Consider the following 25,198-nt stretch of genomic DNA (forward strand, 5'->3'; position numbering starts at 1 on the left):
CCCTGGAAAAGTTTATCTTATAGTCCCGCTTAGATGCCACGGGGCTTGAGCATCATTTTTTTCAGTTGAGCGCCGACGTTTTTGGTAACGTTCTGGGTACGGCGGATGAATTTGATGTTGGAGCGGTGGTTAGGCTTCATATCGTATTTGCTGCCGAAATCGCCACGGTCCAGCAGGGTAATCTTGGCTTTGTCGCAGTCAAAAGCGCTGCGCAGATAGCGTGCCATGCCCGCAGGGTCGGCATCGTCGTAGCAGCTGAAAATATCCGCAGCAATAAAACCGAGCTTAGGATATACATGCAGAGTTACATGACCTTGTTTGCAGAGTGCGGAGATGGAATATTCGCTCTGGCCTTCTTCCTGACAAACAAGCAGCTCGCGGCTGTTCATCTGGTATTTGTCACAGCCTTCCTGCAACAGAGTCTTTGCCTTTTCGGTGTCGTTGACTTCGTTTACGCCGCAGTTATACATATCTATGGCTATTAATTTTCCTGTAAATTTTTTGGGTTGCATGTGTAAAACTCCTCATGTTTATAGTTACAATAATACAAAGCCGGTTCAGGCGCAGGGCGCTGATTTGCCGGAGACAATATATAGTGCATATCTCATTTAATTATAGCGAAAATTATAATACTTGTAAAGTCAAATTACTATCCTAATTGAGAAAACTATGTTATAATAATAGCTATAGTTAAAACATTTGTTTTGTGTGGCGGTGAGAAAATGGAAAAGCTGGAAGCGATAGTTGATGATATAGTGTTTCAAAGCGATGACGGCATGTTCAGCGTGCTGCGTATGGAAAGCAAGGCGCAGGGACGATTTACTGCCGTTTATCATGGCAATGCGCCGTACATGGGCGAAAATGTGGCTATGGAAGGCAACTGGATTGAGCATGCCAGATTCGGCAGACAATTTGATATACAGGCACTGCAGGTTTTGCAGCCAACTTCGGTAGCAGGCATTGAACGCTTTCTGGCTTCCGGCGCTGTGAAGGGTGTAGGGCCGGTGACGGCGGCAAGAATTGTGGAGGCCTTTGGAACGGATACGCTGGAGATTTTGGGAAGCTATCCCGAGCGCCTGGCACAGGTACGCGGCATCAGCGCCAAAAAGGCTGCCGCTATCGGTGAATCGTACAGCCAGCTTTCCGGTCTGCGCGAGCTGATGGTGTTTTTGGAAGCGCACGGCGTGAGCAGCGGTTACGCAGCTCGCCTGCAGGCAACCTACGGCGCTACGGCGATTACCCGCATTAAGGAGAATCCCTATAGCCTGGCGGAGGATATTACCGGCATAGGTTTTAAAACTGCGGACAGAATTGCTATGGCTATGGGCATGGAGCATGACTGCGAGGAACGCTTGCGCGCAGGCATTGCTTATGCGTTGACGCAGGCCGCAGGCGTGGGACACACCTGCGTGCCGGAGGAGCTGCTGGTGCGCGAAACGGCAAGAGCGTTGGCGGTAGATACTTCCATGGTGCAGGATGTTTTCAGCAGCCTGCTGGAGCAGGATTTGCTGCGCACTGAAGAAATGGGCGGTATTCGCCTGATATATCCGGAATATCTGTATACGGCTGAGGTGCAGACTGCGCGCCGTCTGCTGAAGCTGCGCGATCAGGCAAAGCCGGTGACGCGCGTGAATGCGGATGAGGTTATTGCCAAGTGGGAGCGTGATGCCGGTATTACGCTGGCGGAGGCACAGCGTCAGGCAATTTATGCTTCGCTGGAGCATGGTGTCTTTGTGCTCACCGGCGGTCCCGGTACAGGTAAAACAACTGTTGTCAAAGGCATTCTGAATGTGCTGGAGCAGGCTGGCTGCCGCATTCTGCTGGCTGCGCCTACCGGTCGCGCTGCACGCAGGCTGGCTGATTCTGCCGGTCATCCGGCGGCAACGGTGCATCGTCTGCTGGAATACCAGCCTACGGGTGACGGCCTGTGCTTCGGCAAGGATGACAGCGATCCTTTGGATGCGGAAGCAATTATTATCGATGAGGCTTCGATGCTCGATATCAGCCTGACCTATCATCTGCTTAAGGCAATTCCCGGCGGCTGCCGTCTGATTTTCGTCGGTGACGTGGACCAGCTGCCGTCCGTGGGTGCAGGCTCGGTGCTTAAGGATATGATCCGTTCGGGCAGAATGCCTGTTGTACGTCTGGAAAATGTTTTCCGTCAGGCAGAGGTCAGCCCGATTGTCCGTAATGCGCATAAGATTAACCGTGGCCAGATGCCGGAGTTTCTTGCCGGTGCCGACAGCGAGTTTGCGCTGGAGGAGTTTGCCAATGAGCAGGATGCTGCGGAATTCGTAGCGCGTACCTATGCCCAGCTTACGTCCGGCGGTGACTGGCGCAGGGTGCAGGTGTTGACGCCGATGCATAAGAATCCCTGCGGCGTGCAGAATCTGAATAAGCTGCTGCAGAAATATCTTAATCCGCCGTCTGCTGTCAAGCCTGAGGTTAACATACCCGGCAACGTGCTGCGTATTGGCGACAAGGTTATGCAGATTCGCAATAACTACGAAAAAGATGTTTTCAACGGCGACATCGGCCGTGTAATTAAGATAGACGGGAAAAATGTTACGGTAGCCTTTCCGGAGCGTCCTGAGGGTGATTACGTTACCTACGCTCAGGGTGAGGTGGAGGAGCTGCAGCTGGCCTACGCTATGAGCGTGCATAAGTCGCAGGGCAGCGAATATCCCTATGTTATTTTGCTCATGGTGCAGAGTCATTACATCATGCTGCAGCGCAATCTGCTATATACGGCTGTGACCAGAGCTAAGGAAAAAGTGCTGATTGTCGGCAGCAAAAACGCGGTGCGTACCGCTGTGGAAAACGACAAGACAAAAAGGCGTTACAGCTTGCTGGCTGAGCGTCTGCAGGAAAGCAGCGAGGTGTTCTGATGCATCGTTTGTTAAGAGATTTTGCTTATTACGGGCGTGTAGCGAAGGAGCTTATTTTTCCCCGTCGCTGCGCTGTGTGTGCGACTAATATTGACAACGGCTATGTCTGTGAGCAGTGCCGCAAAGAATATCTGCTGCAGCGTCAGCTGCCATGCTGTCCGCGTGAGGAATATCTGGCGGGACAGGCAGCACCGCTGCCGACTGATGTTCTGTACAGTGCGTTGCTGCTCTATAAATATGATGGCGTGTTTAAGGATGCGCTGCATAAAATAAAATTTGACGGTGAGGCAGGCTGGCTGCCGTTGCTGCGTGAGGAAGCGGAGCTTGCGTTGCCTGCGGCCAAAATGCGCTGGCTGCAGCAGTTTGACCTTATTACCTGCGTACCGACGGCGCCCGAGCGACGCAAGCAGCGTGGCTTTGATGTGCCGCAGGAGCTGTTTGCGGGCCTTTTGGAAGGACGCAGCGTGGGCATGGAGGTTTTGCTGGAGCGGGTGCGCCACACGGAGCCTTTGTACGAGCTGAAGCCGGAGGAGAGAAAGCAGGAGCTGGCAGGCTGTTTTGCCATGCTGCCGCATGCCAGGGTGAGCGGCAAGCATGTACTGCTTTGCGACGATATCTATACTACGGGCAGCACCTTTGCGGAAGCGGCACAGGTGCTGCTGGACGCAGGTGCGGCGCGTGTATCGGCGTTGGCGCTGTGCGCGGCGCAGGCTAATTGGGAGTGACTTTTTGTTGATGCAGAAATTGAAGAATTATTGGCGGCGTGAGCCTGTTTTGTGCATAGCAGTTATTTTGGCTGCGGTAAGCAGCCTTTACAGCAGGCCGCAGCTTGCCTATATAGATTTTGACGTGTTGGCGATACTGCTTTCACTGATGCTGGTGGTAGCGGTGCTGAAGGAGATACGCTTTCTGGACTGGCTGGCGGTGGAGCTGCTGAACAAATGCCGCAGCAAGCGTCAGCTGGAGCTGGTGCTGTTGGCAGTTACCTATATCAGCTCGATGTTCGTGACGAATGACGTGGCTTTGCTGACCTTTGTGCCGTTGGCGCTGGTTATCGGCAAAACCTTAAAAATGGATATGGAGCGGATTATTATCCTGCAGACGCTGGCTGCTAACCTTGGCAGTATGCTGACGCCGCCCGGTAATCCGCAGAATTTGTTTTTATACGCGCATTATGCTTATAGCGCCGGCAGCTTTTTCGCCGTAATGGCTGTGCCGGGAGTGATTTCGTTGGCATATCTGCTATTGTTATTATTCCATGGCAAGGACAGCGTGCTGAAGCTGGAGCTGCCTAAGCTGCAGCAGCCTCCCAAGGGAATATTGCTGCTCTTTTTGGGACTGCTTTTGTTAAACATCGGTGCAGTGCTGCATTGGTTCGACAAGCTGTGGGCCTTGCTGCTGACGGCAGGCGTAGTTGCCCTGTGCGACTGGCGTCGCCTGCGGGAGGTTGATTACAACCTGCTCGTGACCTTCGCCGGTTTCTTTGTATTCATCGGCAACATCAGCCACAGTCCTGCGGTAAGCTATTTGCAGCAATCGCTGATGGGCAGTGCGGCAGGCACCTATTTAACCGGACTGCTGGCCAGCCAGTTTCTCAGCAATGTACCGGCGGCTATGCTGCTGGCAGGCTTGACTAAGGAAGCAGATGCGTTGCTTTTAGGTGTTAATATCGGCGGTCTGGGTACGATGATTGCTTCGATGGCGAGCGTTATTTCCTATAAACTTTATGCTGCAGAGCATCCCTCGCAGGCAGGAAAATATGTAAGAACTTTTTTGTACTACAATTTTCTGGGCCTGCTGCTGATAGGAGGAGCGGTTTACTTCCTTCTGTGAGCGGGGAAATGCTTTGCGGCATTTCTTTTGACACAATGGTAAACCAATACTGTATAATAAGTTGACTATTTACATCACTTGCATTATAATAAAGCACGTGAAGCAGATAACAATAAGCTGCTCAGATGAAAGGAAAATGCAAAAATGTTAGAGCTTGCACATAAGCTGGCGGACAGCGATGCCAAATTCTTCGGCGGCTGGGTACTGGCAGGAGCAGAAGCACATATTCATCAGCCTGCGGAGGCTATGGATAATCAGGTGCTGTTGGCGAAGGAACGCAAATCAATCATCCGTGTAGCGGGAACTGCGGCAGATGGCAGTCTGGCTAAGGAGATGCGGGTGTTTTTGGTACTGCCTAAGCATAAATTAGGCACGAAGCCGCTGGAGCCTGAAGCAATTAAGGGCGATTTGCTGACAAAGCACTTCTTCACAACACAGGAGATAGCGGATTATGTTGCTTATACAGGTGACGAAAACGTCATCCATAAGGGTGAGCATCCCATCGTGCCGGGACTGTGTATGGCTGCCTGGCTGCAGCGTGAGCTGGCGCTGACGGAGCTGGACTGGCGCATTACCTTTGTCGCTCCTGTTTACGCAGGCGACGAGCTGTGCATTTACAGGACAGAAGGTCAGCTTGCTGCTTATGTGGGAGCAATAAATGTTTTTGTGATTAAAGAATTATAGTAAGGCTGGTGTATGAAAATGACAACTTCTGGTACAGAAATCAATAAGAATCATAGAGGAGCAAGCGTCAACAAGACTGCGGAAATGACTAAGATGGCGCTGATGGTAGCAATGAACTGCGTATCTGCGTATATTATTATTCCGCTGCCGTTTTCACTTTCTCCGCTTGCATTGCAAACTTTGATTGTAAATCTTACAGGCTATGTGCTGAACGCTAAGCAGGCCTTTATGACCATGCTGGTTTATCTTTTGGTAGGCTTGGCAGGTGTGCCGGTATTTACCGGCGGCAGTGCGGGACCGGGCAAGCTTTTTGGTCCTACCGGCGGTTACATCATCGGCTTTTTGTTTACCGCTGTTTTCCTGGCATATTTCAAAGGGGAAAAATACAACTTCAAGCGTTACGCTCTGCTTGGCTGTGTTATCGGCATTCCGCTGATTTATGTGTTCGGCGTTGTCCAGCTGAAGCTGATTACCGGTATGGGCTGGGATAAGGCAATTATGACCGGCGCATTGCCCTTCATCCCGCTGGATATTGTTAAATGTCTGGCTGCTGCCGTAATTGCAGGACCGATTAACCGTATTTTTGCCAACAACAGATAAATAAGGTATAATTTTAGAGCTGTCAGCTATTTGCCGCAAGGCAGGTGGCAGGCAGCTCTTTTCGGATATAGAGGTGTTAAGATGGAAAATGCATATATTTTAGGTGGCCTGCGCAGCTACGTGGGCGTAGTCAACGGTATGTATCGTCATATCCCGGCGGAGGTGCTGGGTGCGGAAGTGCTTAAGCAGGTGATGGAAAAATATCAGCTGCGCGAGCCTGATTATATCATTGCCGGCAACGGTGTGGGCGCCGGCGGCAACATTGCGCGCTTGATGGCATTGACGGCGGGCGTAGATATTTCGGTGCCGGCCTTTACGGTAGATGTGCAATGCGGCAGCGGTTTGGAAAGCATTGCTGTTGCCGCAGCCAAGATTAACAGCGGCGAAGCAGATGTAATTATTGCCGGTGGCTTTGAAAGCAGTTCTACGCAGCCAAGACGCGGTTATAATCCCAATCATCCCGATTATGCAGGCGATACTTGGTACAGCGTAGCCAAGTTTATGCCTGGCATCCACCGCGAAACAGTAATGCTGGAGGGTGCGGAGCTTGCCGCCAAGCGCGAAGGCATTACTAAAGAAGAAATGGACAGTTGGGTATTGCGCAGCCATGCGCTTGCAACGCAGGCGCGCGAGCAGGGATTGCTGCAGAATATTATCGCTCCGGTCTGCGGTGCCGTTAAGGACGAAGGCATCAGACCGCGCATGAGCCAGCGCCTGCTCGACAGAATGCCCAAGGTGCTGGAGGGCGGCGAATTTATTACAGCGGCCAATTCCTGCCTGATTAACGATGGTGCGGCCTTTGTAGTGCTGTGCTCGCAAAAATATCTGCATGAGCACGGCTTAAAGGCGCAGGCCAGAGTGCTGGGCAGCACAGCCTGCGGCGGCGATCCCTTGGTAAGTCCGCGTACTGCAGTTACCGCACTGCAAAAGCTGTTGGCCAAGCATGGACTGCAGGAGCAGGATATCGCAGACTTTGAGCTGAATGAAGCCTTTGCCGTAATTGATGTGCTGTTTGCCCGCAGCTTTCCGAATAGCATTGACAAATACAATGTGTTCGGCGGGGCGCTGGCCTACGGTCATCCATACGGTGCCAGCGGCGGCATAATTACGCTGCATCTGTTGGAGGCACTGAAGCAGAAGGGCGGTCACTACGGCGCCGCAAGCGTAGCAGCAGCAGGCGGCGTAGGTACGGCGCTGCTGTTGGAAAGAGTGGAGTGAAGCAAATGGATTACTTGACCTTAATCACACAACAAAAACAGGATAAGCTCGCTCTTATAGAGGACGAAGAAGAATATACCTACGCAAGACTGGCGCAAGCAGCGCGTGAGCTGCGCAGTCAGGCGGATTTTAGCGCTCCGGCGGTTTTTATCTATGAAAGCAGCATCGCCCGTCAGTTAATCAGCTTTCTGGCATATAGCGGTACAAAAACTGTGCCGGTTATCGCTACCGAGGTGAGCAAAAATCAGCAGTTCAGCTGCGAGGCTATTCCCGAAGCGGCCTGCATGGGCGTTATGACCAGCGGCAGCACCGGCAAAAGCAAGCTGTTGTGGCGCAGCTATCATAGCTGGGCGGACTTTTTTTCGGAGCAGAATCGTGTTTTCGGCGTTGATGAGCAGACGGTAATTTTTTGTCAGGGAAGCCTGGCCTTTACCGGTAATCTTAATATTTATATGGGAGTGCTGGCGGCAGGCGGCACTTTGGTAGTTACAGAGCGCTTCCGTCCGCGCCATTGGCTGCAGCTGATGCAGCGCTATGCGGTGAACGCAATCTACCTGATTCCATCCAAGCTGCTGCTGCTGCCTAAATTTTTGCGTGAGCCTGATTTGCGTGTGCGCAGTATCATCAGCGGCTCGCAGAGCATGGGCAGGCAGGAGGCGGACAAACTGCTGCAGGTATTCCCCAATGCTGATATCACGCTGTACTACGGCGCCAGCGAACTGAATTACATTACCTACATCAAGGCCGAGGAAATGACGGATGACCGCACACTTATCGGCCGTCCGTTCAAGGGCGTGCAGGTGAGCGTTTGTAATGAAGAAATTTTCATTGATACGCCATATCATGTGGAGAAAATTTCGCTGCCGTTTTCCCTGAAGGACAGGGGACATCTGGATGCGGAAGGACGTTTGCACTTTTTGGGGCGCACGGATGATATTGTGAGCGTCAACGGACGCAAGGTTTCTGCCGTTAAGGTGTGCACTGCTTTGACTGAACTGGAGGGCATTGAGGAGGCTGCAGTAATCTGCCGTCATGTGGACGATGTCGATGCGCTTATTGCTTTTGTGGGGGCGGCGCGCGAATACGGCAAGCAGGAGCTGGTTAAGCTGCTGCGGCAAACCTTAGAGGATTACGAGCTGCCCAAGCAGTTTGTTTTCATGGAGCAGCTGCCGCATAATGAAAGCGGTAAGGTGGATAAATTGGCGCTGAAAAAATTTCTCTAAAATTTTTTCAAAAAAACCTCTTGCCAAAACGCAAGACGTATGGTAATATATATAACTGTCAGACACACTGACATTGGCCCGGTGGTTCAGTTGGTTAGAATGCCGCCCTGTCACGGCGGAGGTCGTGGGTTCGAGTCCCATCCGGGTCGCCAATGCGGAAATAGCTCAGTGGTAGAGCACCTCCTTGCCAAGGAGGGGGTCGCGAGTTCGAATCTCGTTTTCCGCTCCATAGGGGCATAGTTCAATGGTAGAGCAACGGTCTCCAAAACCGTCGATCTGGGTTCGAGTCCTAGTGCCCCTGCCATAGCAAGCGTAGCCTGAGAGTTCAGCTCTCAGGCTTTTTTCATGTCTGCGTTTAGCAAGATACTACTTTATTAGCAAATAGTTTATGCAAGGCTTTGTCGCTAATCCCTTTACCTTGCATCTTACAAGCTTTTCTGTAACTTTCAAGACAATTTTATTGACAGTATGACGGAAAAAGCATATAATAAAATAGTTTAGTAATACTGTGAAAGGATGCACTTGACAAGCATCCTTTTTCTTGTCTTTTATGAAGGAGAGAAAAGGAATAATGATTAGAAACGATATTCGTAATATAGCAATTATTGCCCACGTTGACCATGGCAAGACTACCCTGGTTGATGCTATGCTGAAGCAAAGCGGCGTTTTCCGTGCTAACGAGCGCGTTGAAGAACGTGTTATGGACTCCAATGCTCTGGAGCGTGAACGTGGTATCACCATTCTGTCTAAAAACACCGCTGTTATGCACAACGGCGTAAAAATCAACATTCTGGACACCCCGGGCCATGCTGACTTCGGCGGTGAGGTTGAACGCGTACTGACCATGGTTGATGGCGTACTGCTGCTGGTTGATGCTTATGAAGGCCCGATGCCGCAGACCAAATACGTACTGCGTAAAGCATTGGAACAGCACCTGAAACCGATTGTTGTAATCAACAAGATTGACCGCCCTGACCAACGTGTTGATGAAGTTATTGACGAAGTTCTGGACCTGTTCATTGAACTGGATGCAGATGAAGATCAGCTGGAGTTCCCGGTTGTTCTGGCTTCCGCCCGTAACGGTATTGCCAAACTGTCCATGGACGAGGAAAGCAATTCTTTGGAGCCTTTGTTCAAAGTAATTCTGGAAAACATTCCTGCTCCGGATGTTGACGTTAATGCACCGCTGCAGATGCTGGTTAACACCCTGGACTATGATGATTATGTAGGCCGTATCGTTGTAGGCCGTGTAGTTCGCGGTACCATCCACAACGGCGAAAACATCATTCTGATGGACGAAGCAGGCAACCGTAACGGCAAAATCGGCCGTCTGTACACCTACCAGGGCCTGAAGCGTGTAGAAGTGCCTGAGGTTGAAGCAGGTGATATCGTTGCTCTGATCGGTCTGCAGGACGCTAACATCGGCGACACTATCGCTGACAGCGAAAATCCGGAAGCTCTTAAGGGCATCAAGATTGACGAACCTACCCTGTCTATGATTTTCTACGTTAACAACAGTCCGTTTGCCGGCCGTGAAGGTGAATTTGTTACCAGCCGTCATCTGCGTGACCGTCTGTTCAAAGAGGTTAAGACCAACGTTTCCATGCGTGTTACTGAAACCGAAAGCCCGGATGCTTATGAGGTTGCCGGACGTGGCGAGCTGCATCTGTCTATTTTGATTGAAACTATGCGTCGTGAAGGCTTTGAGCTGCAGGTTGGTAAACCTAAGGTTATTATGCACCGCGATGAAAACGGCAAGCTGATGGAGCCTATGGAAGCATTGACTATCGATGTACCGCAGGACTTCATGGGCGCTGTTATGGAAGGCCTGGGCCTGCGTAAGGCTGAGCTGCAGAACATGACCGAAATGGCAGGCTATCTGCGTATGGAATTCAAGATTCCTGCTCGCGGCCTGATCGGTTTCCGTAACCAGTTCCTCACCGATACTAAAGGTAACGGTATTATGAACCACGTATTTGCCGGTTACGAAGAATATAAGGGTGAAATCCCCGGCCGTACCCGTGGCAGCCTGGTTGCTTTTGAAACCGGCGAAACCACTTCCTATGGTATCGGCAACGCTCAGGAGCGCGGTACCATGTTCGTTGTTCCTGCAGAAAAGATTTACGAAGGCCAGCTGGTTGGCGAAAACAGCCGTGAGGACGACATGGATGTTAACCCCTGCAAGAAGAAACATGTCAGCAACATGCGTGCTTCCGGCAGTGATGATGCTATTCGTCTGATTCCGCCTCAGACCTTCTCTCTGGAGCAGGCTCTGGAGCATATCAACGACGATGAGCTGGTTGAGGTTACTCCGAAGAGCATCCGTATGCGTAAGAAGGTTCTGGATCGTCTGGAGCGCGGTAAGATGCGTGGCCGTATGAAGAATGTTCAGGCATAATTTTTGACAATCTGTTAAAAATCTGCTACAATTAATATTACTAAGCAGGACTTTTGCCTATAGGCAGCGAATAATAGTCTAAATAACTGTTTTGGTTTGGAGGCTGATGGCCATGGGTTTAAAAAATACAGCAATGAAATTCTTTTGGTCTGATGAAATGGAAGAGCAGCAGGAGGAATATACCCGTCCGCGTCTGCTGAAATCCGGACATCTGAATATTATGGTGCGTACACCGAAATCCTTTGCGGACGTGCGCGAATATGCTGATTCGCTGATGAACGGCAGTGCCATTATGGTATGCTTTGATGCAGTTGATGAAGCACTCAGATATCGTATTTTCGATTATCTGAACGGTGTAAGCTACATCATTAATGCCGATGTGAAAAAAATTAACGATGATTTGCTGCTTTATGCGCCTGAACAGGTGCAGGTCAACAAAGAGGAAGCAAGAACTTCTTCTAATGTACGTTCCTGGCTTAGCAAATAAATAACAAAAGTTAGCCGTTGCTTGTCACCTTGCGGGGTGGCCGGCAACGGCTTTTTGTGTACGCAGATAGGCTGATGATATTTGCAAATAACAGCCCGGTGTGCTAAAATGATAAGAAATTTACTAATCTTATAAGCGAAACTGAATGGGAAAGAAGAGGTATATATGAGCGAAAAGAAAATGATGAAAAACGGTAAAAAATTAGGTGTTGTCGGTGGCCTTGGCCCTGCAGCCGCTGCAGAGTTCTTGCGTCAGTTCACTATGAGATGCCCGGCGAACTGCGACCAGGAGCATCCTGTTGTATATATGATCGGTGACTGCGATATCCCGGACCGCGGCACAGCAATTTTCGGCAAGGGTGAATCTCCGCTGCCGAAGCTGAAGGCTGATTTGCTGCAGCTGTGCGATATGGGTGCGGATGTACTTGCTGTTCCCTGCAATACCGCACACTTCTTTATCGACCAGTTTGCTGATGAATTGCCGGTACCGCTGCTGCATATCGTTGACGAAACCGTTAAGGCTGCCAAAGAGCTTTCTCCGGAAAAGGGTGCCTGGATGCTGTCTACCAAAGGCACACGTGCTTGCGGACTGTACCAGAAATATGCAGAAAAGCGTGGACTGACACTGTATATTCCGAATGAGGAGCAGAGCGATAAATCTCAGGAGGTTATCAACTGCGTTAAGGCTAACCAGCTGGCAAAGGCCGGCGCTATTATGAAAGAGCTGGTAGAGGAGCTGTGGGCTGAGCGCGACATCCCTGTAATGACCGCCTGCACCGAGCTGCCGCTTGGCTATGATGCATCCGGACTGCCGCAGGAGCGCAGCGTTTCCAGCATCGGTGCGTTGGCAGATGCCTGCGTGCGCGCGCTGTATGAAGAAGTAAAATAATATTTGAGGACTGCAACCACCTTGGATTGAGGCTGAGGTGGTTTTTATTTTACTGCGTTTATCCTAGCAGTGTGCTATAATATAAACATACTATCGCCGGCAGCAGCTGGAGCAGCTTCTGCCTTTTGTTAACAGAGGTAAAAAATATGCAAGAATTTTTAATTGTAAAGGGTGCGCGTCAGCACAACCTGAAAAATATAACGGTAGAAATACCACGCAATAAAATGGTAGTTATCACAGGCCTAAGCGGCAGCGGCAAAAGCAGCCTGGCCTTTGATACAATTTACGCCGAAGGCCAGCGCCGCTACGTGGAATCACTTTCGGCCTACGCCCGCCAGTTTTTGGGACAGATGGACAAGCCGGATGTGGACTACATCGAGGGCCTGAGCCCGGCAATTTCTATCGACCAGAAGACCACGAGCCGCAATCCGCGTTCTACCGTAGGTACGGTTACGGAAATTTACGATTACCTGCGCCTTTTATTCGCACGCGCAGGTGAACCGCACTGCCCTAAATGCGGCAAGCTCATCGAGCAGCAGAGCGTGCAGCAGATAGTCGACAAGGTGCTGGAGCTGCCGCAGGGAGCCCGTTTTATGGTTATGGCACCGCTGGTGCGCGAGCGCAAGGGCGAGCATATGCGTGTGCTCGACGATATGCGGCGTGCAGGCTATGTGCGTATGTTTATCGACGGTGAGGTGCGCACGCTGGATGAGGATATCCGTCTGGAGAAAAACAAAAAGCACAGCCTTTCCGTGGTCATCGACCGCTTGGCGGTGCGCGAAGGCATCAGGCAGCGTCTGACGGATTCCGTGGAAACAGCGCTGAAGCTGGCAGACGGCTTTGCCGAGGTGGAAACGCTGGGAGAAGCAACGGAAACGCAGCTTTTCAGTGAGCATTTTGCCTGCAATGACTGCGGCATCAGTCTGCCTGCGATTGAACCGCGCCTGTTTTCCTTTAACAATCCCTTCGGTGCCTGCCCAGACTGCACTGGCCTTGGTATGCATATGGAGTTTGATAAGGCTTTGATAGTGCCTGACGCTGACAAGAGCTTTGCCGACAGGTGTATTGCCTGCTTCAGCAACAATCTGAATTCCTATTTTATGAAGCAGCTGGGCGCAGTGCTTGCTGCCTACGGCTATAGCTACGACACCAAATGGAATGAGCTTTCGCCCGAGATGCAGCAGCTTTTGTGGGACGGTGCCGGCGAGAGCAAGTTTAAGTTTATGTACGAAAACCTGCAGGGAGAAGTCAAGGAGCATAACACAACCTTTGACGGCATTTTGAATGTGCTGCGCCGTCGTTACCGTGAAGCCTTCAGCGATGCTATGCGTCAGGACTTGGAAGAGTTTATGACGAGCACTCCCTGCGCTGCCTGCCACGGCAGCCGCTTGAAGCCGGAGGCACTGGCAATTCTTATCGGCGGCAAAAATATCTGCGAGGTGACGGCGCTGACAGTGCGCGACTGCCTGCAGTTCTTTAAAAAGCTTGTGCTGACGCCGAAGCAGCAAATAATTGCGCATCAGGTGCTGAAGGAGATTATGGCGCGTCTGCAGTTCCTTAACGACGTAGGCCTTGATTACCTGACGCTCGACAGAAGCGCCGGTACGCTCAGCGGCGGCGAAGCGCAGCGCATCCGTCTGGCAACGCAGATAGGCAGCGGCCTGACAGGCGTACTGTATATTCTGGACGAACCGAGCATCGGCCTGCACCAACGCGATAACGGTAAGCTGCTGGAAACACTCAAGCATTTGCGCGATTTGGGCAATACGCTGATTGTTGTTGAGCATGACGAGGAAACGATGTATGCTGCCGACCAGATTATCGACATCGGTCCGGGAGCAGGCGAGCATGGCGGTGAAGTAGTAGCTCAGGGTACGGTAGAAGAAATTAAGCAGGTGCCTGCATCTGTTACCGGTACCTATCTTAGCGGCCGCAAATTTATCCCGGTTCCCAAGCATCGCCGCGAGTGCGATGGCAGGATGCTGACGATTTACGGCGCCCGCGCCAACAATCTCAAAAATATTGATGTCAGCATTCCGCTCGGAGTCTTTACCGTGGTGACAGGCGTGAGCGGCAGCGGAAAATCCACTTTGATAAATAATATTCTCTATAACTCCCTGGCTGCCAAGCTCAACGGTGCGCGTTTGCGTGCTTCGGAGCACGACAGCATCGAGGGCATAGAATATACGGATAAGGTAATCAACATCGACCAGTCCCCAATCGGACGCACACCGCGCTCCAATCCCGCAACCTATACCGGCGTCTTTGATTTTATCCGCGAGCTCTTCAGCCAGACCAATGAGGCCAAGCTGCGCGGCTATAAGGCAGGCCGCTTCAGCTTTAACGTCAAGGGAGGACGCTGCGAGGCCTGCAAGGGCGATGGCATGAATAAGATAGAAATGAACTTCCTGCCGGACGTTTACGTTCCCTGCGAAGTTTGCCACGGCGCACGCTACAACCGCGATACGCTGGAGGTGCATTACAAGGGCAAATCCATCGCTGAGGTTCTTGATATGACGGTAAGCGAGGCCTGCGAGTTCTTTAAGAATCAGCCGCGCATTTACCGCAAGCTGGCAGTGCTGGAGGATGTAGGCCTTGGCTACATTCATCTGGGACAGGCAGCGACGACGCTGAGCGGCGGTGAAGCACAGCGCGTAAAGCTGGCAACGGAGCTTTCGCGCCGCAGTACGGGACGCACCGTATATATCCTGGACGAGCCTACGACAGGCCTGCATATTGCGGACGTCCACAAGCTACTGGATGTGCTGCAGCGTCTTGTAGAAGGCGGTGACAGCGTTATCGTCATCGAGCATAATCTGGACGTTATCAAGGTGGCGGATTACATTATCGACCTCGGTCCCGAGGGCGGCGACAAGGGCGGTACTTTGGTGGCTAGCGGTACGCCGGAGGAGGTAGCGAAGGTCAAAAAATCTTACACCGGACAGTACATCAAGCAGGAGCTGGCTAAGGCGAAGAAGAACGGGTGGTATGTATGACAGAATTAGCCGCAGACTTTAGCGATAATATAAAAAATGCCTTGGCCGTACTGCCGGAAAAGCCCGGCGTTTACCTGATGCATGATGCCTCCGGCAAGGTTATCTACGTCGGCAAGGCTGTTGTACTGAAAAACCGCGTGCGCAGCTACTTCCGCAATCTGGCCAGCCATACGCCGAAGGTGAAGGCGATGGTGGCAAAAATCGCGGAGATTGAAACGATTGTAACCTCCAGTGAGGTAGAAGCGCTGATTCTGGAGTGCAACCTGATCAAAAAATATCGCCCGCGTTACAACATCAGCCTGAAGGACGATAAAACATATCCTTATCTTAAGGTTACCATGCAGGAGGATTTCCCTCGTTTATATGTGACGCGCAGGCAGCTGCGTGACGGTGCCCGTTATTACGGACCGTATGCCGACGCCGGTGCTATGCATGCTACGGTAAAGCTGCTGCGCAGCATGTTTCCTCTGCGCACCTGCCGCAAAATGAACCCGGACAGACCATGCTTGAACTATCACATCAAGCGCTGTCTTGCGCCTTGCGCCGGTTACATCAGCAAGGCGGATTATCACAAGATGATTAAATCCATCTGTATGGTGCTGGACGGACGCACCACGGAGCTGGAGCGGGATTTGAAGCAGCAGATGCAGGAGGCGGCAGATAACTACGCCTTTGAGGAGGCTGCCCGACTGCGCGACCAGCTGCAGGCTGTGGCACGTCTGAATGAAGCGCAGAAGGCTGTCACCAATAATGGCGGTGACATGGATATCTTCGGCCTGGGGCAGGATATGACGGGCCTGTGCGTGCAGTTGTTCTTCGTGCGTAAGGGCAAGCTCATCGGCAGAGATAACTTCTTCTTGCCCGACGGCGGCGATACGCCGCAGGAGGTTATGACAGCCTTTGTGAAGCAATATTATAACGAAGCAACCTTTATTCCCAAGGAAGTGGTGCTGCCGTACCTGCCGGAGGAGGATGAAAAGCAGCTTATTGAAACCTGGCTGGCAGACAAGGCACAGCGACGGGTGGAGCTGCTGCTGCCGCAGCGCGGCGTGAAAAAGGACCTGCTGAAGCTGGCGAATGAAAATGCTGTCAAGCTGCTGAATGAACGCCTGCGTAAGGGCAGTTTATCACTCAAAAATGACCTGCAGGCAGCCGAAGAGCTGCAGCAGGCCTTGGGCTTGGAGCATCCCCTGGAGCGCATGGACTGCTTCGATATCAGCCATACGCAGGGCAGCGAAACTGTTGCTTCCATGGTTGTGTTCCGCAACGGCACCAGCAGTAAAAAAGATTACCGCAGATATAAAATTGTCTCGGCAGAAGGCAAGCCTGATGATTTCAAATCCATGCAGGAGGTTGTCTACCGCCGTTACAGAGATTATGAGGACTTGCCAAGCCTAGTGGTTATCGACGGCGGCAAGGGTCAGCTGAGCTCGGCGTTGGAGGTTATCCGCGGCCTTGGTCTTGATGATTTGCCGGTTGTAGGTCTGGCTAAGCGCGAGGAGGAAATCTTCAAGCCGCACCAGAGCGAAAGTATTATGCTGGACCGTGAAGGCGCTGCGCTGCACCTCATTCAACGCATCCGCGATGAGGCGCACCGCTTTGCCATTACCTACCACCGCAAGCTGCGCGGTAAGCGCAATCTCGTTTCTGTGCTCGACCATGTGGAGGGTATCGGGCCTAAGCGCCGGCAGGAGCTGTGGAAGGCTTTCAAAACGCTGGACGCTATGCGGGCAGCCAGCGTTGAAGAGCTGGCTGCGGTAGAAGGCATGAACCATGCGGCGGCGCAGACGCTGTACGATTTCTTCCGTCTGGATTTGCCGGAAAAGCAGCAGGCGCTGCAGTAAAAGGTTCACAGCTATTTTGCAGAATATCCTCGCATACTATGCTATAATAATTATAGGTCAAAAATAATTATTATTTTGTAGCTCGCGCTTAGCTTTCTTAAAAGCGCAGGCTATGGCAAGAGGAGGACGAAGCTAATGGCAAAATGGGTATGTGATGTTTGTGGTTATGTGTATGATCCTGAGGTTGGCGATCCCGATAACGGTGTTGCTGCAGGCACTGCTTGGGAAGATGTACCGGAAGAATGGGTTTGCCCTCTTTGCGGTGTAGGCAAGGATCAATTCTCGGAAATGTAAAATTGCATAGGATATAGCAAAATCAGCCTTTGAGCAAAAGCTCATTGGCTGATTTTGTGTTATGCAGCTTTTTATCTAATGATTATTTGTCTGCGGCTTTCCTTCCCCCTTCATCAGCCCCTCATTATAAATCGCCGGTGAAGCGCCTGCTTCCGTAATGTGCGGTGTTAAAAGCAGCAAAACCTCCGTCTTATTGTGCGAACGCGAACGGTTTTTAAACAGCTCACCCAATAGAGGAATTTTGCTCAAAAAAGGCACCTTCTGCATTGTACGATGCTGCTCCTCACTGATAAGACCGCCGATTACCAGCGTTTCCCCGCTGTACATGCGCACGTTGGTGTCAGCGGTGCGGCTGGTGATGCGGTAGTTTTTCAGCTCGCTGATGAGCACAGGCGTGCTCACCTCAGTGTGGACGCTGGCGGTCACCATTTTACCATCCTCGCTGATGATGGGCGCGTATTGCAGCTTGATGCCGGCGTCAAGATATTCCGTTGCCGTGTAGCTGCCGCTACTGTCATGCTTTTCTGTCTGCACGGGGATGTGGTCACCGATGAAAATGCTGGCCTCCTTGCCGGGTATGGTGATGATGCGCGGTGTTGCCAAAATGCGCGCTTTACCGTTGCTTATGAGAGCATTAAGCGTAGCGTTGAAACGGAAGGCAAACCCGCGCCAAAATTTAAAGCTGCCGTCATAATTGCTGCTGTCACTGTTACTGTCGTTCGTTTCCTGCTTGCTCTGGGGAATAGTGTCCCAGTCCCAGCGTACGCCCAGGTTTTTACTGTCCTCGCGGCTGACGGCGATGATTTTTGCTTCTAGTGTTACCTGCCTTGTAGGGATATCCAGCTTGGGCAGCAGCTGCTTTAAGCGTGCGTGGCATTGTTCGTCGCCCAAAAGGATGAGGCTGTTGGTGATATTGTCAAGACTGAGCTTGGAGCCGAAATGCGGAGCCAATGCTTCCTGTACATCCTTGGCTCTGGCGTAGCTTAAGGGATAGCAGGCTAGGCGTTCGCTGATGGGCTGCGGTAGTGCGGGAACGTTTACTGCAACAGTTTGGCCGACGTTGGCGGGGGAAGGCAAAAAGGGATTGGCGAGCTTATTTTGGGCATTGCAGGGCAGAGCTAAGGCAAGCAGCAGACTGCTGAGTATTAACGGGAAAAATCGTTTTAGCATAATGGCTCCTTTCAGTGTTATCCGTTAAGATGACGGCAACAAGCATTGCATAGTAAATTTCATTTTTCATTTTAGCGCAAGCAGGGAATAATTTCAAGTGAAAATTTAGAAAATAGAGAAAATTTTGAATTATCATATTGCATTTCGCTTTTTTTATGCTACAATGAATGCAACACAAGAAAAAATGAGGTGATACAGTGGAGGGTTTGCGTAATAATAAACTGGCGGAGGATTTGCTGCATCTGGCATTGGTTCAGGGAGCGAGTGATTTACACATCGAGCCTGACGGACAGGGAGTGCGTGTGCGCATCCGTGTTGACGGCCTGCTGCAACAACTGTGCGTGCTGCCGCACTCACAGCAAAGTACGCTGCTGACGCAGCTGAAGGTGTGGAGCGGTATGGATATTGCCGAAAAAAGAGTGCCGCAGGATGGCAGGCTGCTGCTGGAGCATGAAGGCAGCAAGGTGGATTTGCGTTTATCCAGCCTGCCGACAGTGAACGGCGAAAAGCTGGCGATTCGTTTTTTGCAGCGTCAAGATAATTTGCTGCAGCTGGAGCAACTGCAATTCAGCGATGATAATTTGCAGCGTTACCGCCGGCTTTTTCATCAGCCGAACGGTTTAGTGCTTCTGACGGGACCGACGGGCAGCGGCAAAACGACGACGCTTTATGCTACGCTTCAGGAGCTTGATGCTGCTGCCAGTAATATTATAACCTTGGAGGATCCGGTGGAATATAAGCTACCGGGAATCAATCAGGTGGCAGTCAACCGCAGGAGCGGACTGACTTTTGCGGCAGGATTGCGTTCGGTGGTGCGTCAGGATCCGGATGTTATCATGCTGGGTGAAATCAGAGATGAGGAAACGGCGGCGATGGCGGTGCATGCAGCGCTGACAGGTCATTTGGTGCTGAGCACACTACATACGAATGATGCTATCGGTGCGGTCTATCGTCTGCTGGATATGGGGATTGCAGATTATCTTTTGGCTGCCGGTTTGCGCGGTGTGCTGGCACAGCGTTTGGTGCGCCGTCCGTGCCGCTATTGCGGCGAACGGCGCTTGGCAACGGCAGCGGAGCTGCAGTATCTTGGGTACAGTGCGGATGAAAAACTGCAGGTGGTGCAGGCTCACGGCTGTGAGCATTGTCACGGCACGGGCTACAGAGGGCGTTTGGCCTTGCATGAGCTGGTTGTGTTTGATAAACGAATGCAGCAGCTTTTGGTAAACGGCGCCGATGAAGCAGAGCTTTTGCAGGAGGCGCGCAAGCAGGGATGGCGCAGTCTGTACGCCGATGCAGTAGCAAAGGTACTGCAGGGTGCAACTACGGTTGAAGAATTGTGGCGCGTCGGTATCACCGGGGAGGCTGATTATGCTTGATAAGCTGCTGCTCTGGGCACGGAATATGGAAGCAAGCGATTTGCATATTAGGCCTGCGAGTGTACCGATGGTGCGCGTAGATGGCAGTCTGCAGCCTTTGCAAAACGAATTTATTTCCCGGGAAAAGCTGGAGAAAGCGTTGCTTGCCCTGCTGCCGGAGCAGGAAAAACAGCAGCTGCTGCAGACAGGTGAGATTGATACTGCTTTTAGTGACAGTTTACAGGAGCGCTGCCGTCTCAATGTTTATCGTCTTGGCGGCGGCTATGCGGCGGCGATTCGTCTGCTTCCGAAGGAAATTCCTGACTGCAACAGTCTTGGCCTGCCGCAAACTGTTTGTCAGCTTGCTGAGAGCAGCAGCGGTTTGCTGCTCGTTACAGGTGCCACAGGCAGCGGCAAAAGCACCACGCTTGCCTCGCTGGTACAGCAGATAAATCAAACGCGCGCTGTACACGTGCTGACGCTGGAGGACCCGATAGAGTACGTGTATCCTCCTGGTCTGGCGCTGATTAACCAGCGGGAGGTGGGGCGTGATACAAGGAGCTTTGCCAGCGGGTTGCGCAGTGCTCTCAGACAGGACCCGGATGTGATTATGGTGGGCGAGCTCAGAGATGCGGAAACAATCGGTATAGCACTGACGGCGGCGGAAACAGGTCACCTTGTTTTAGCTACGCTGCACACGCAGGATGCGGTTGGTACGGTAAACCGTATTCTTGATGTGTTGCCCGACAGGCAGCATGTGTGTACGCAGCTGGCTGACTGCTTGCTGGGAATTTGCTGCCAGAGGTTGCTGCCGCGCTGTGACAGAGCAGGCAGAGCGGCGGCCTTTGAGGTGCTCGTTGCAACGCCTGCCTTGCGCAATCTTATTCGTGAGGGGCGCACGCATCAGCTGCAGTCCTATTTGCAGACCGGCGCGCGCTACGGTATGCAGACAATGGAGGACGCAGTAAAGGCCTTGCAGCTGCGAGGAATAATCGCATGAAAAAAGAGGCTGGGACAAAACCCAACCTTAAACAGAAAAACCAGTGGAGTTTTACCGTCAGGTAAATTTCCACTGGTTTTTTAGTGCTAAAAGTACACAACGAGTTGCTTTTCTGTTAGAATTAAATCACCACAAAATAACAAAAACAAGGAAAGGAACTCGTCATGTACAAAAATTATAACATAAATCAGCTGGTTTTGCCTCTAAATTTAGAAATAAAAATTCAGGATAACGATATCGCAAGACACGTAAACAATTTGGTTGAAAGTATTCCCAAAAAGGCCTTTGATAAATATTACAAAGAAACGGGCTGCCCGGCATATCACCCGAGAATGATGCTCAAAATATTATTGTGTGCCTACTCTCAGTCGGTATTTTCCGGTAGAAAAATAGAAGCGTTGTTATCTGACAGCATTCGTATGATGTGGTTAGCTCAGGGATATTCACCCAGCTACCGCACTATTAACAGATTCAGAAGCAACAAAGACATGCAGGAACTGCTTTGTCAGTGTTTTATTCAGTTCAGAGCCCAACTTATAAAAGAAAAGATAATAAATAATGAAGCTATTTTCATAGACGGAACAAAGATAGAAGCCAATGCCAACAAATTCAGCTTTGTATGGAAAAAGGCTGTAGAAAAATATGGTATAAGTCTGATAGAAAATTCCAGACGGATATACGATGAATTGGTTGAGCAGGAAATAATTCCTGCCATGGAGCTTGAGCAAGAAGCTACGATTAACGAAAAAGAGATGGTTGAGGTGGTCGAAAAGCTTGATTCAGCTATTGAGGTTATGGACAAAGAAATAGCTGAATCTGATTCTGTCGAAAAACGTAAACGAATAAGGCACAAAAGGAAACGTCCGAAGCAACTCAGAAAAATCTTAAAAGATAATATTGCCCGAAAACAAAAATACGACAGACAACTTGCTATTATGGAGAATAGAAACAGTTATTCCAAAACAGATCCAGATGCTACTTTTATGCGTATGAAAGAAGATTATATGAAGAACGGCCAGCTGAAGCCAGGTTATAACGTACAAATAGCAACAGAAGGCCAATACGCTCTTGCATATGACTTATTTCCCAATCCTACAGATACTCGCACACTCAAACCATTTCTAGATGTTATTGAAAGCAGTTATTTTGCTTTGCCGGAATATATTGTAGCTGATGCTGGATATGGCAGCGAGGAAAACTATGTCGACATTATTGAAAACAGACAACTGACACCGTTAATTACTTATGGCATGTATCTGAAAGAGCAGGAAAGAAGATATAAAAGATGCTTTCAAGACCGCTAATTGGGATTATGATAATGCTGATGATTACTATACGTGTCCAAACGGCAAAAAATTGATATTTAAATATAATTCCCAAAGAAAAGATAAGAACGGCTTTGCGAGAAACTTTAGAGTATACGAATGCGAAGATTGTTGTAATTGCCCATACCGCAGTCAGTGTTGCAAGGCCAAAGAAGGCAATAACAGAAAAATAAGTATAAACGTAAAATGGGAACAGCAAAAAGAATATATTAGAGCACAGCTTTCAGACAATAAGACTGGTAAAATCTACAAGAGAAGGAAATTTGATGTAGAGCCAGTCTTTGGATTCTTGAAGGCTAATTTGCGTTTCAACAGATTTACGGTAAGAGGAAAATTCAAAGCAAAAATAGAAATAGGTTTGGCTTTGATGGCAGTAAATTTAAGAAAATATATGCAGCATACAGCTGCAGCTTAATTTTACGCGAAGTAAAAGGACTGGAATTTGAGAAAAAACTCAAATTCCAGTCCTTTTTTAGTTTGAGAGGGTGGTTTTGTCCCAGCCTCTTAATATATACAGATATACTGTAAACGGTATTACAAAATTTCTTCTCTGATTAAAGTGTTCATCATTTTTTGCTTGCCTAATACCCAGAGCAGGTCGTTTTCTTCGAAAACAAGTGAAACGTGGGGGTTGGTAATGGTAAAGGCGCCACGCTCCAGACCGACAACGAGGCAGCTCCATTTGTTGCGCAAATCCGCAGCCTTCAGTGAGGTTCCCAAAATAGGCGAATGCTTGTCGATAGTAATCGCCAGTGAGAGGAATTGCTGCTCCGGTTTATTTTGGTGGTTATCCAGCATGAATTCACGCAGGCTTTGCGGCAAATCGCAGCGTTCAAGGCCTAAGCTGCGCTGTCTTACGGCAGCGTCAAAAACCTGCAGCTGGCTGCTTGTACCGATGAGCAGCAGCTTATCTCCCTGCTCTACTATCTGCTCGCCGCCGGGCATATCAACAGTGCGGTGGGTACCCAAAAGCTGCAGAACGTTGCAGCCGTAGCTTTCGCGGAAGCCAAGACTGCGCAGGCTGCGTCCTTTGATGGGAGAATCCTTTTGCAAATCGTAGTAAACAAGCTGCAAATCCTCGTCGAACCAGGTACGGCTGTCATCGGGAGCGCTTTCGCGATGCTTGCGCATGTGCTTTTCGTTAAGGTTTACCAAAAAGCGTGATTCGATACGCAGGTATTCGCTCATCAGCCAGTCGGAGGAGGAGATGAAGTACGCTGCCAGCAGGACAGAAACGCAGGCCAGGAAGCCGTGCAGATTCAGCAGAGTGTGGAAGATGAAGTACAGCGAAGCAGATGCTACAAGCAGCTTGCCGAATACAAGGAACATTAACGGCAGATGGTTAGCACGCTTTTTGAACCAGAGCTTGGAGAATAAATCACCGTTGCCGGCGCGGTTAACCAAAACGGCACGCAGAATCGGCGACATAATGATAAAGGTGGCAGCGGCGGTCAGCAGTCTGCTGTACGGCAGCTTCAGCGTGTTGCCCAAATAAGGCAGCAGGTAATATTCCGCACCCAAGGCAATGGCTGCCAGCAGGGTGATGAAAATCAACATACGCATGGTGTAACCGGTCAGCAGGTTCTTCCAGTCCTGATCCTTGTCATCGTCAGTATTGGTGCCGGTATAACGGTCAAGCCAGCTTTTAGCCTGCGGCGGCAGCAGCTTCAGCACCAGCTGGTAGAAGGGCTCGGCTGCCATGATGCAGAAGGGTGTGGTAAAGGTAGTGATTACGGATACCGCTACGATAATCGGATATAAAAAGCTGCTGATTACGCCCAGGCTCATGCCGAGGGAAGCAATAATAAAGGAGAATTCACCGATCTGTGCCAGGCTGAAGCCGCAGTGTACAGAGGTGTTGAGGCTCTGGCCGGAGGCCAGTACGCCGCCGGTGGAGAAAATCAGCTTGCCGATAATTGTTGCTACTACCAGCACGAAGATGGGCAGCGCTTGCTCCAGCAGGATAGCGGGATCTACCATCATGCCGACGGATACGAAAAAGATTGCGCCGAACAAATCCTTGATAGGAGCAACGAGGTGCTCGATTTTTTCTGCGTTAGGTGCTTCGGCAATCAAAGAGCCCATGATGAAGGCACCCAAAGCGGAGGAGAAGCCGAGCTGAGTTGCCAGCACCACCATACCGAGGCACAGGCCGATGGAAATAACTACCAGAGTTTCTTCGTTCATCAGCTGTTTGGCCCATTTAAAGAAGCTGGGGACAAGGTACATACCCAGAACAAACCATAAAACGAGGAAGAAAATCAAGCGTCCGATGCTGAGCAGCAGCTCCGTTGTGGAAACATTGGCGCTGGCTACGGCCATGGTTGCAAGCAGTACCATCATCACGATACCGGCGATATCTTCAATAATCAGCACGCCGAAAACAATTTCCGTAAAGCGCTGCGCCCTGAGCTTTAAATCGTCAAAGGCTTTGATGATAATCGTGGTGGAGGACATTGAAAGCATGCCGCCCAGGAAAAGGCTGTCCATATGGTTCCAACCGAGCAGCATACCGGCGAAGTAGCCCACGGCCAGCATACCGCCGATTTCTACCGCGGTGGCGATGAAGGCTGTACTGCCTACGCTTTTCAGCTTGTAAAAGCTGAACTCCAGTCCCAGTGCGAACAGCAGGAAGATAACACCGATTTCGGACCAGGCGTGGACGTTGGCCTTATCGGTAATCGTCGGGAAGAAGTTGAAATGCGGACCGGTGATGAAGCCGGCAACAATGTAGCCAAGTACCAACGGCTGATTGATTTTCTTGAAAAGAATTGTTGTGACGCCGGCTACGAGCAAAATCATTGCTAAATCATTAATAATAGTAGGCAGATGAGTCATGGTAAGCTCCTTTGAGATATTTTTTGCCAAAATGGCTTTAAATGGTGTATAATAATTGAAATGTAGTCATTAGCTTTTTACAAGCTCTGCAGACTGCAAAACAAATAATCTCAATTATATTATACAATATTTTTGACTGAAATTATTGCATAAATAA

The 25,198-nt window shown here is 50.5% G+C and carries 18 protein-coding genes, 3 tRNA genes and 1 pseudogene; 19 read left to right on the top strand and 3 right to left on the bottom strand.

Features of this window, described 5'->3' with window-relative positions:
• Positions 1 to 29: 29 nt before the first annotated feature.
• The gene (locus tag M5E81_RS03950; RefSeq protein WP_009146188.1) at positions 30 to 512 is read right to left on the bottom strand and encodes an S-adenosylmethionine decarboxylase family protein; all 483 of its coding nucleotides are present in this window, start codon (positions 510 to 512) and stop codon (positions 30 to 32) included.
• 210 nt (positions 513 to 722) lie between these two features.
• On the opposite strand from M5E81_RS03950, the gene recD2 reads away from it, so the two are divergent.
• The 16 genes from recD2 to rd all read left to right on the top strand — a co-directional run bounded on the left by recD2 (position 723) and on the right by rd (position 17,353).
• The gene (recD2, locus tag M5E81_RS03955) at positions 723 to 2,888 is read left to right on the top strand and encodes an SF1B family DNA helicase RecD2 (RefSeq protein ID WP_249747925.1); all 2,166 of its coding nucleotides are present in this window, start codon (positions 723 to 725) and stop codon (positions 2,886 to 2,888) included.
• A complete protein-coding gene (locus M5E81_RS03960) occupies positions 2,888 to 3,613 on the top strand; it encodes a ComF family protein (RefSeq protein WP_009146190.1) in 726 nt (241 codons plus the stop codon). The genes recD2 and M5E81_RS03960 overlap by 1 nt, the downstream gene beginning before the upstream one ends.
• Positions 3,614 to 3,623: 10 nt before the next feature.
• Positions 3,624 to 4,721 carry an SLC13 family permease gene (locus M5E81_RS03965; RefSeq protein ID WP_249748090.1) on the top strand — a complete coding sequence of 366 codons (1,098 nt, stop codon included), beginning with the start codon at positions 3,624 to 3,626 and terminating at the stop codon, positions 4,719 to 4,721.
• A gap of 144 nt (positions 4,722 to 4,865) precedes the next feature.
• A complete protein-coding gene (locus tag M5E81_RS03970) occupies positions 4,866 to 5,405 on the top strand; it encodes a hotdog family protein (RefSeq protein ID WP_249747926.1) in 540 nt (179 codons plus the stop codon).
• 18 nt (positions 5,406 to 5,423) lie between these two features.
• Complete coding sequence (locus M5E81_RS03975; protein WP_419720855.1) at positions 5,424 to 6,005, top strand: biotin transporter BioY; 582 nt, start codon at positions 5,424 to 5,426, stop codon at positions 6,003 to 6,005.
• Between the two features lie 81 nt (positions 6,006 to 6,086).
• Positions 6,087 to 7,223 (top strand): thiolase family protein, encoded by a 1,137-nt coding sequence (locus M5E81_RS03980; RefSeq protein WP_249747928.1) that lies wholly within the window; start codon positions 6,087 to 6,089, stop codon positions 7,221 to 7,223.
• Positions 7,224 to 7,228: 5 nt separating this feature from the next.
• The gene (locus tag M5E81_RS03985; protein WP_249747929.1) at positions 7,229 to 8,446 is read left to right on the top strand and encodes an AMP-binding protein; all 1,218 of its coding nucleotides are present in this window, start codon (positions 7,229 to 7,231) and stop codon (positions 8,444 to 8,446) included.
• Between the two features lie 75 nt (positions 8,447 to 8,521).
• Positions 8,522 to 8,598 (top strand) — tRNA-Asp (locus M5E81_RS03990).
• A gap of 2 nt (positions 8,599 to 8,600) precedes the next feature.
• A tRNA-Gly gene (locus tag M5E81_RS03995) sits at positions 8,601 to 8,675 on the top strand.
• A 1-nt stretch (position 8,676) separates the two neighbouring features.
• Positions 8,677 to 8,750, top strand: a tRNA-Trp gene (locus tag M5E81_RS04000).
• 267 nt (positions 8,751 to 9,017) lie between these two features.
• Entirely contained in the window at positions 9,018 to 10,844 is a 1,827-nt protein-coding gene (typA, locus tag M5E81_RS04005; protein WP_040565367.1) for a translational GTPase TypA, read from the top strand.
• Positions 10,845 to 10,956: 112 nt separating this feature from the next.
• A complete protein-coding gene (sepF, locus tag M5E81_RS04010) occupies positions 10,957 to 11,331 on the top strand; it encodes a cell division protein SepF (protein WP_249747930.1) in 375 nt (124 codons plus the stop codon).
• A 165-nt stretch (positions 11,332 to 11,496) separates the two neighbouring features.
• Positions 11,497 to 12,219, top strand: a complete 723-nt coding sequence (locus M5E81_RS04015) for an aspartate/glutamate racemase family protein (protein WP_009146198.1) — start codon at positions 11,497 to 11,499, stop codon at positions 12,217 to 12,219.
• Between the two features lie 146 nt (positions 12,220 to 12,365).
• Positions 12,366 to 15,215, top strand: coding sequence for an excinuclease ABC subunit UvrA (gene uvrA, locus M5E81_RS04020; protein ID WP_009146199.1), 2,850 nt, complete (start codon positions 12,366 to 12,368; stop codon positions 15,213 to 15,215).
• Entirely contained in the window at positions 15,212 to 17,059 is a 1,848-nt protein-coding gene (gene uvrC, locus M5E81_RS04025; RefSeq protein ID WP_249747931.1) for an excinuclease ABC subunit UvrC, read from the top strand. The genes uvrA and uvrC overlap by 4 nt, the downstream gene beginning before the upstream one ends.
• Positions 17,060 to 17,194: 135 nt before the next feature.
• On the top strand, positions 17,195 to 17,353 hold the full coding sequence (gene rd, locus M5E81_RS04030) for a rubredoxin (RefSeq protein WP_009146201.1): 159 nt from the start codon (positions 17,195 to 17,197) through the stop codon (positions 17,351 to 17,353).
• A gap of 75 nt (positions 17,354 to 17,428) precedes the next feature.
• Here rd and M5E81_RS04035 read toward each other — a convergent pair whose 3' ends face one another.
• Entirely contained in the window at positions 17,429 to 18,523 is a 1,095-nt protein-coding gene (locus tag M5E81_RS04035) for a type II secretion system protein GspD (protein ID WP_249747932.1), read from the bottom strand.
• A gap of 206 nt (positions 18,524 to 18,729) precedes the next feature.
• Between M5E81_RS04035 and M5E81_RS04040 the strand changes: the two genes are divergently transcribed.
• The 3 genes and pseudogenes from M5E81_RS04040 to M5E81_RS04050 form a co-directional block, all read left to right on the top strand.
• The gene (locus M5E81_RS04040) at positions 18,730 to 19,899 is read left to right on the top strand and encodes a GspE/PulE family protein (protein WP_249747933.1); all 1,170 of its coding nucleotides are present in this window, start codon (positions 18,730 to 18,732) and stop codon (positions 19,897 to 19,899) included.
• A complete protein-coding gene (locus tag M5E81_RS04045) occupies positions 19,892 to 20,878 on the top strand; it encodes a type IV pilus twitching motility protein PilT (protein ID WP_249747934.1) in 987 nt (328 codons plus the stop codon). Before M5E81_RS04040 ends, M5E81_RS04045 begins: the two co-directional genes overlap by 8 nt.
• Before the next feature lie 164 nt (positions 20,879 to 21,042).
• Positions 21,043 to 22,594 (top strand): annotated as a pseudogene (locus M5E81_RS04050) (IS1182 family transposase); the annotation flags it as partial.
• A 143-nt stretch (positions 22,595 to 22,737) separates the two neighbouring features.
• On the opposite strand, the gene M5E81_RS04055 reads toward M5E81_RS04050, so the two are convergent.
• Complete coding sequence (locus tag M5E81_RS04055; protein WP_249747935.1) at positions 22,738 to 25,041, bottom strand: monovalent cation:proton antiporter family protein; 2,304 nt, start codon at positions 25,039 to 25,041, stop codon at positions 22,738 to 22,740.
• Positions 25,042 to 25,198 lie beyond the last annotated feature (157 nt).

This window comes from Phascolarctobacterium succinatutens (assembly GCF_023497905.1).
Classification (GTDB): domain Bacteria; phylum Bacillota; class Negativicutes; order Acidaminococcales; family Acidaminococcaceae; genus Phascolarctobacterium_A; species Phascolarctobacterium_A succinatutens.

Bases quoted from the DNA above. Each gene is read 5' to 3' on its own strand.
- M5E81_RS03950 (WP_009146188.1), bottom strand. From the start codon at position 512: ATGCAACCCAAAAAATTTACAGGAAAATTAATAGCCATAGATATGTAT.
- recD2 (WP_249747925.1), top strand. From the start codon at position 723: ATGGAAAAGCTGGAAGCGATAGTTGATGATATAGTGTTTCAAAGCGAT.
- M5E81_RS03960 (WP_009146190.1), top strand. From the start codon at position 2,888: ATGCATCGTTTGTTAAGAGATTTTGCTTATTACGGGCGTGTAGCGAAG.
- M5E81_RS03965 (WP_249748090.1), top strand. From the start codon at position 3,624: ATGCAGAAATTGAAGAATTATTGGCGGCGTGAGCCTGTTTTGTGCATA.
- M5E81_RS03970 (WP_249747926.1), top strand. From the start codon at position 4,866: ATGTTAGAGCTTGCACATAAGCTGGCGGACAGCGATGCCAAATTCTTC.
- M5E81_RS03975 (WP_419720855.1), top strand. From the start codon at position 5,424: ATGACAACTTCTGGTACAGAAATCAATAAGAATCATAGAGGAGCAAGC.
- M5E81_RS03980 (WP_249747928.1), top strand. From the start codon at position 6,087: ATGGAAAATGCATATATTTTAGGTGGCCTGCGCAGCTACGTGGGCGTA.
- M5E81_RS03985 (WP_249747929.1), top strand. From the start codon at position 7,229: ATGGATTACTTGACCTTAATCACACAACAAAAACAGGATAAGCTCGCT.
- typA (WP_040565367.1), top strand. From the start codon at position 9,018: ATGATTAGAAACGATATTCGTAATATAGCAATTATTGCCCACGTTGAC.
- sepF (WP_249747930.1), top strand. From the start codon at position 10,957: ATGGGTTTAAAAAATACAGCAATGAAATTCTTTTGGTCTGATGAAATG.
- M5E81_RS04015 (WP_009146198.1), top strand. From the start codon at position 11,497: ATGAGCGAAAAGAAAATGATGAAAAACGGTAAAAAATTAGGTGTTGTC.
- uvrA (WP_009146199.1), top strand. From the start codon at position 12,366: ATGCAAGAATTTTTAATTGTAAAGGGTGCGCGTCAGCACAACCTGAAA.
- uvrC (WP_249747931.1), top strand. From the start codon at position 15,212: ATGACAGAATTAGCCGCAGACTTTAGCGATAATATAAAAAATGCCTTG.
- rd (WP_009146201.1), top strand. From the start codon at position 17,195: ATGGCAAAATGGGTATGTGATGTTTGTGGTTATGTGTATGATCCTGAG.
- M5E81_RS04035 (WP_249747932.1), bottom strand. From the start codon at position 18,523: ATGCTAAAACGATTTTTCCCGTTAATACTCAGCAGTCTGCTGCTTGCC.
- M5E81_RS04045 (WP_249747934.1), top strand. From the start codon at position 19,892: ATGCTTGATAAGCTGCTGCTCTGGGCACGGAATATGGAAGCAAGCGAT.
- M5E81_RS04055 (WP_249747935.1), bottom strand. From the start codon at position 25,041: ATGACTCATCTGCCTACTATTATTAATGATTTAGCAATGATTTTGCTC.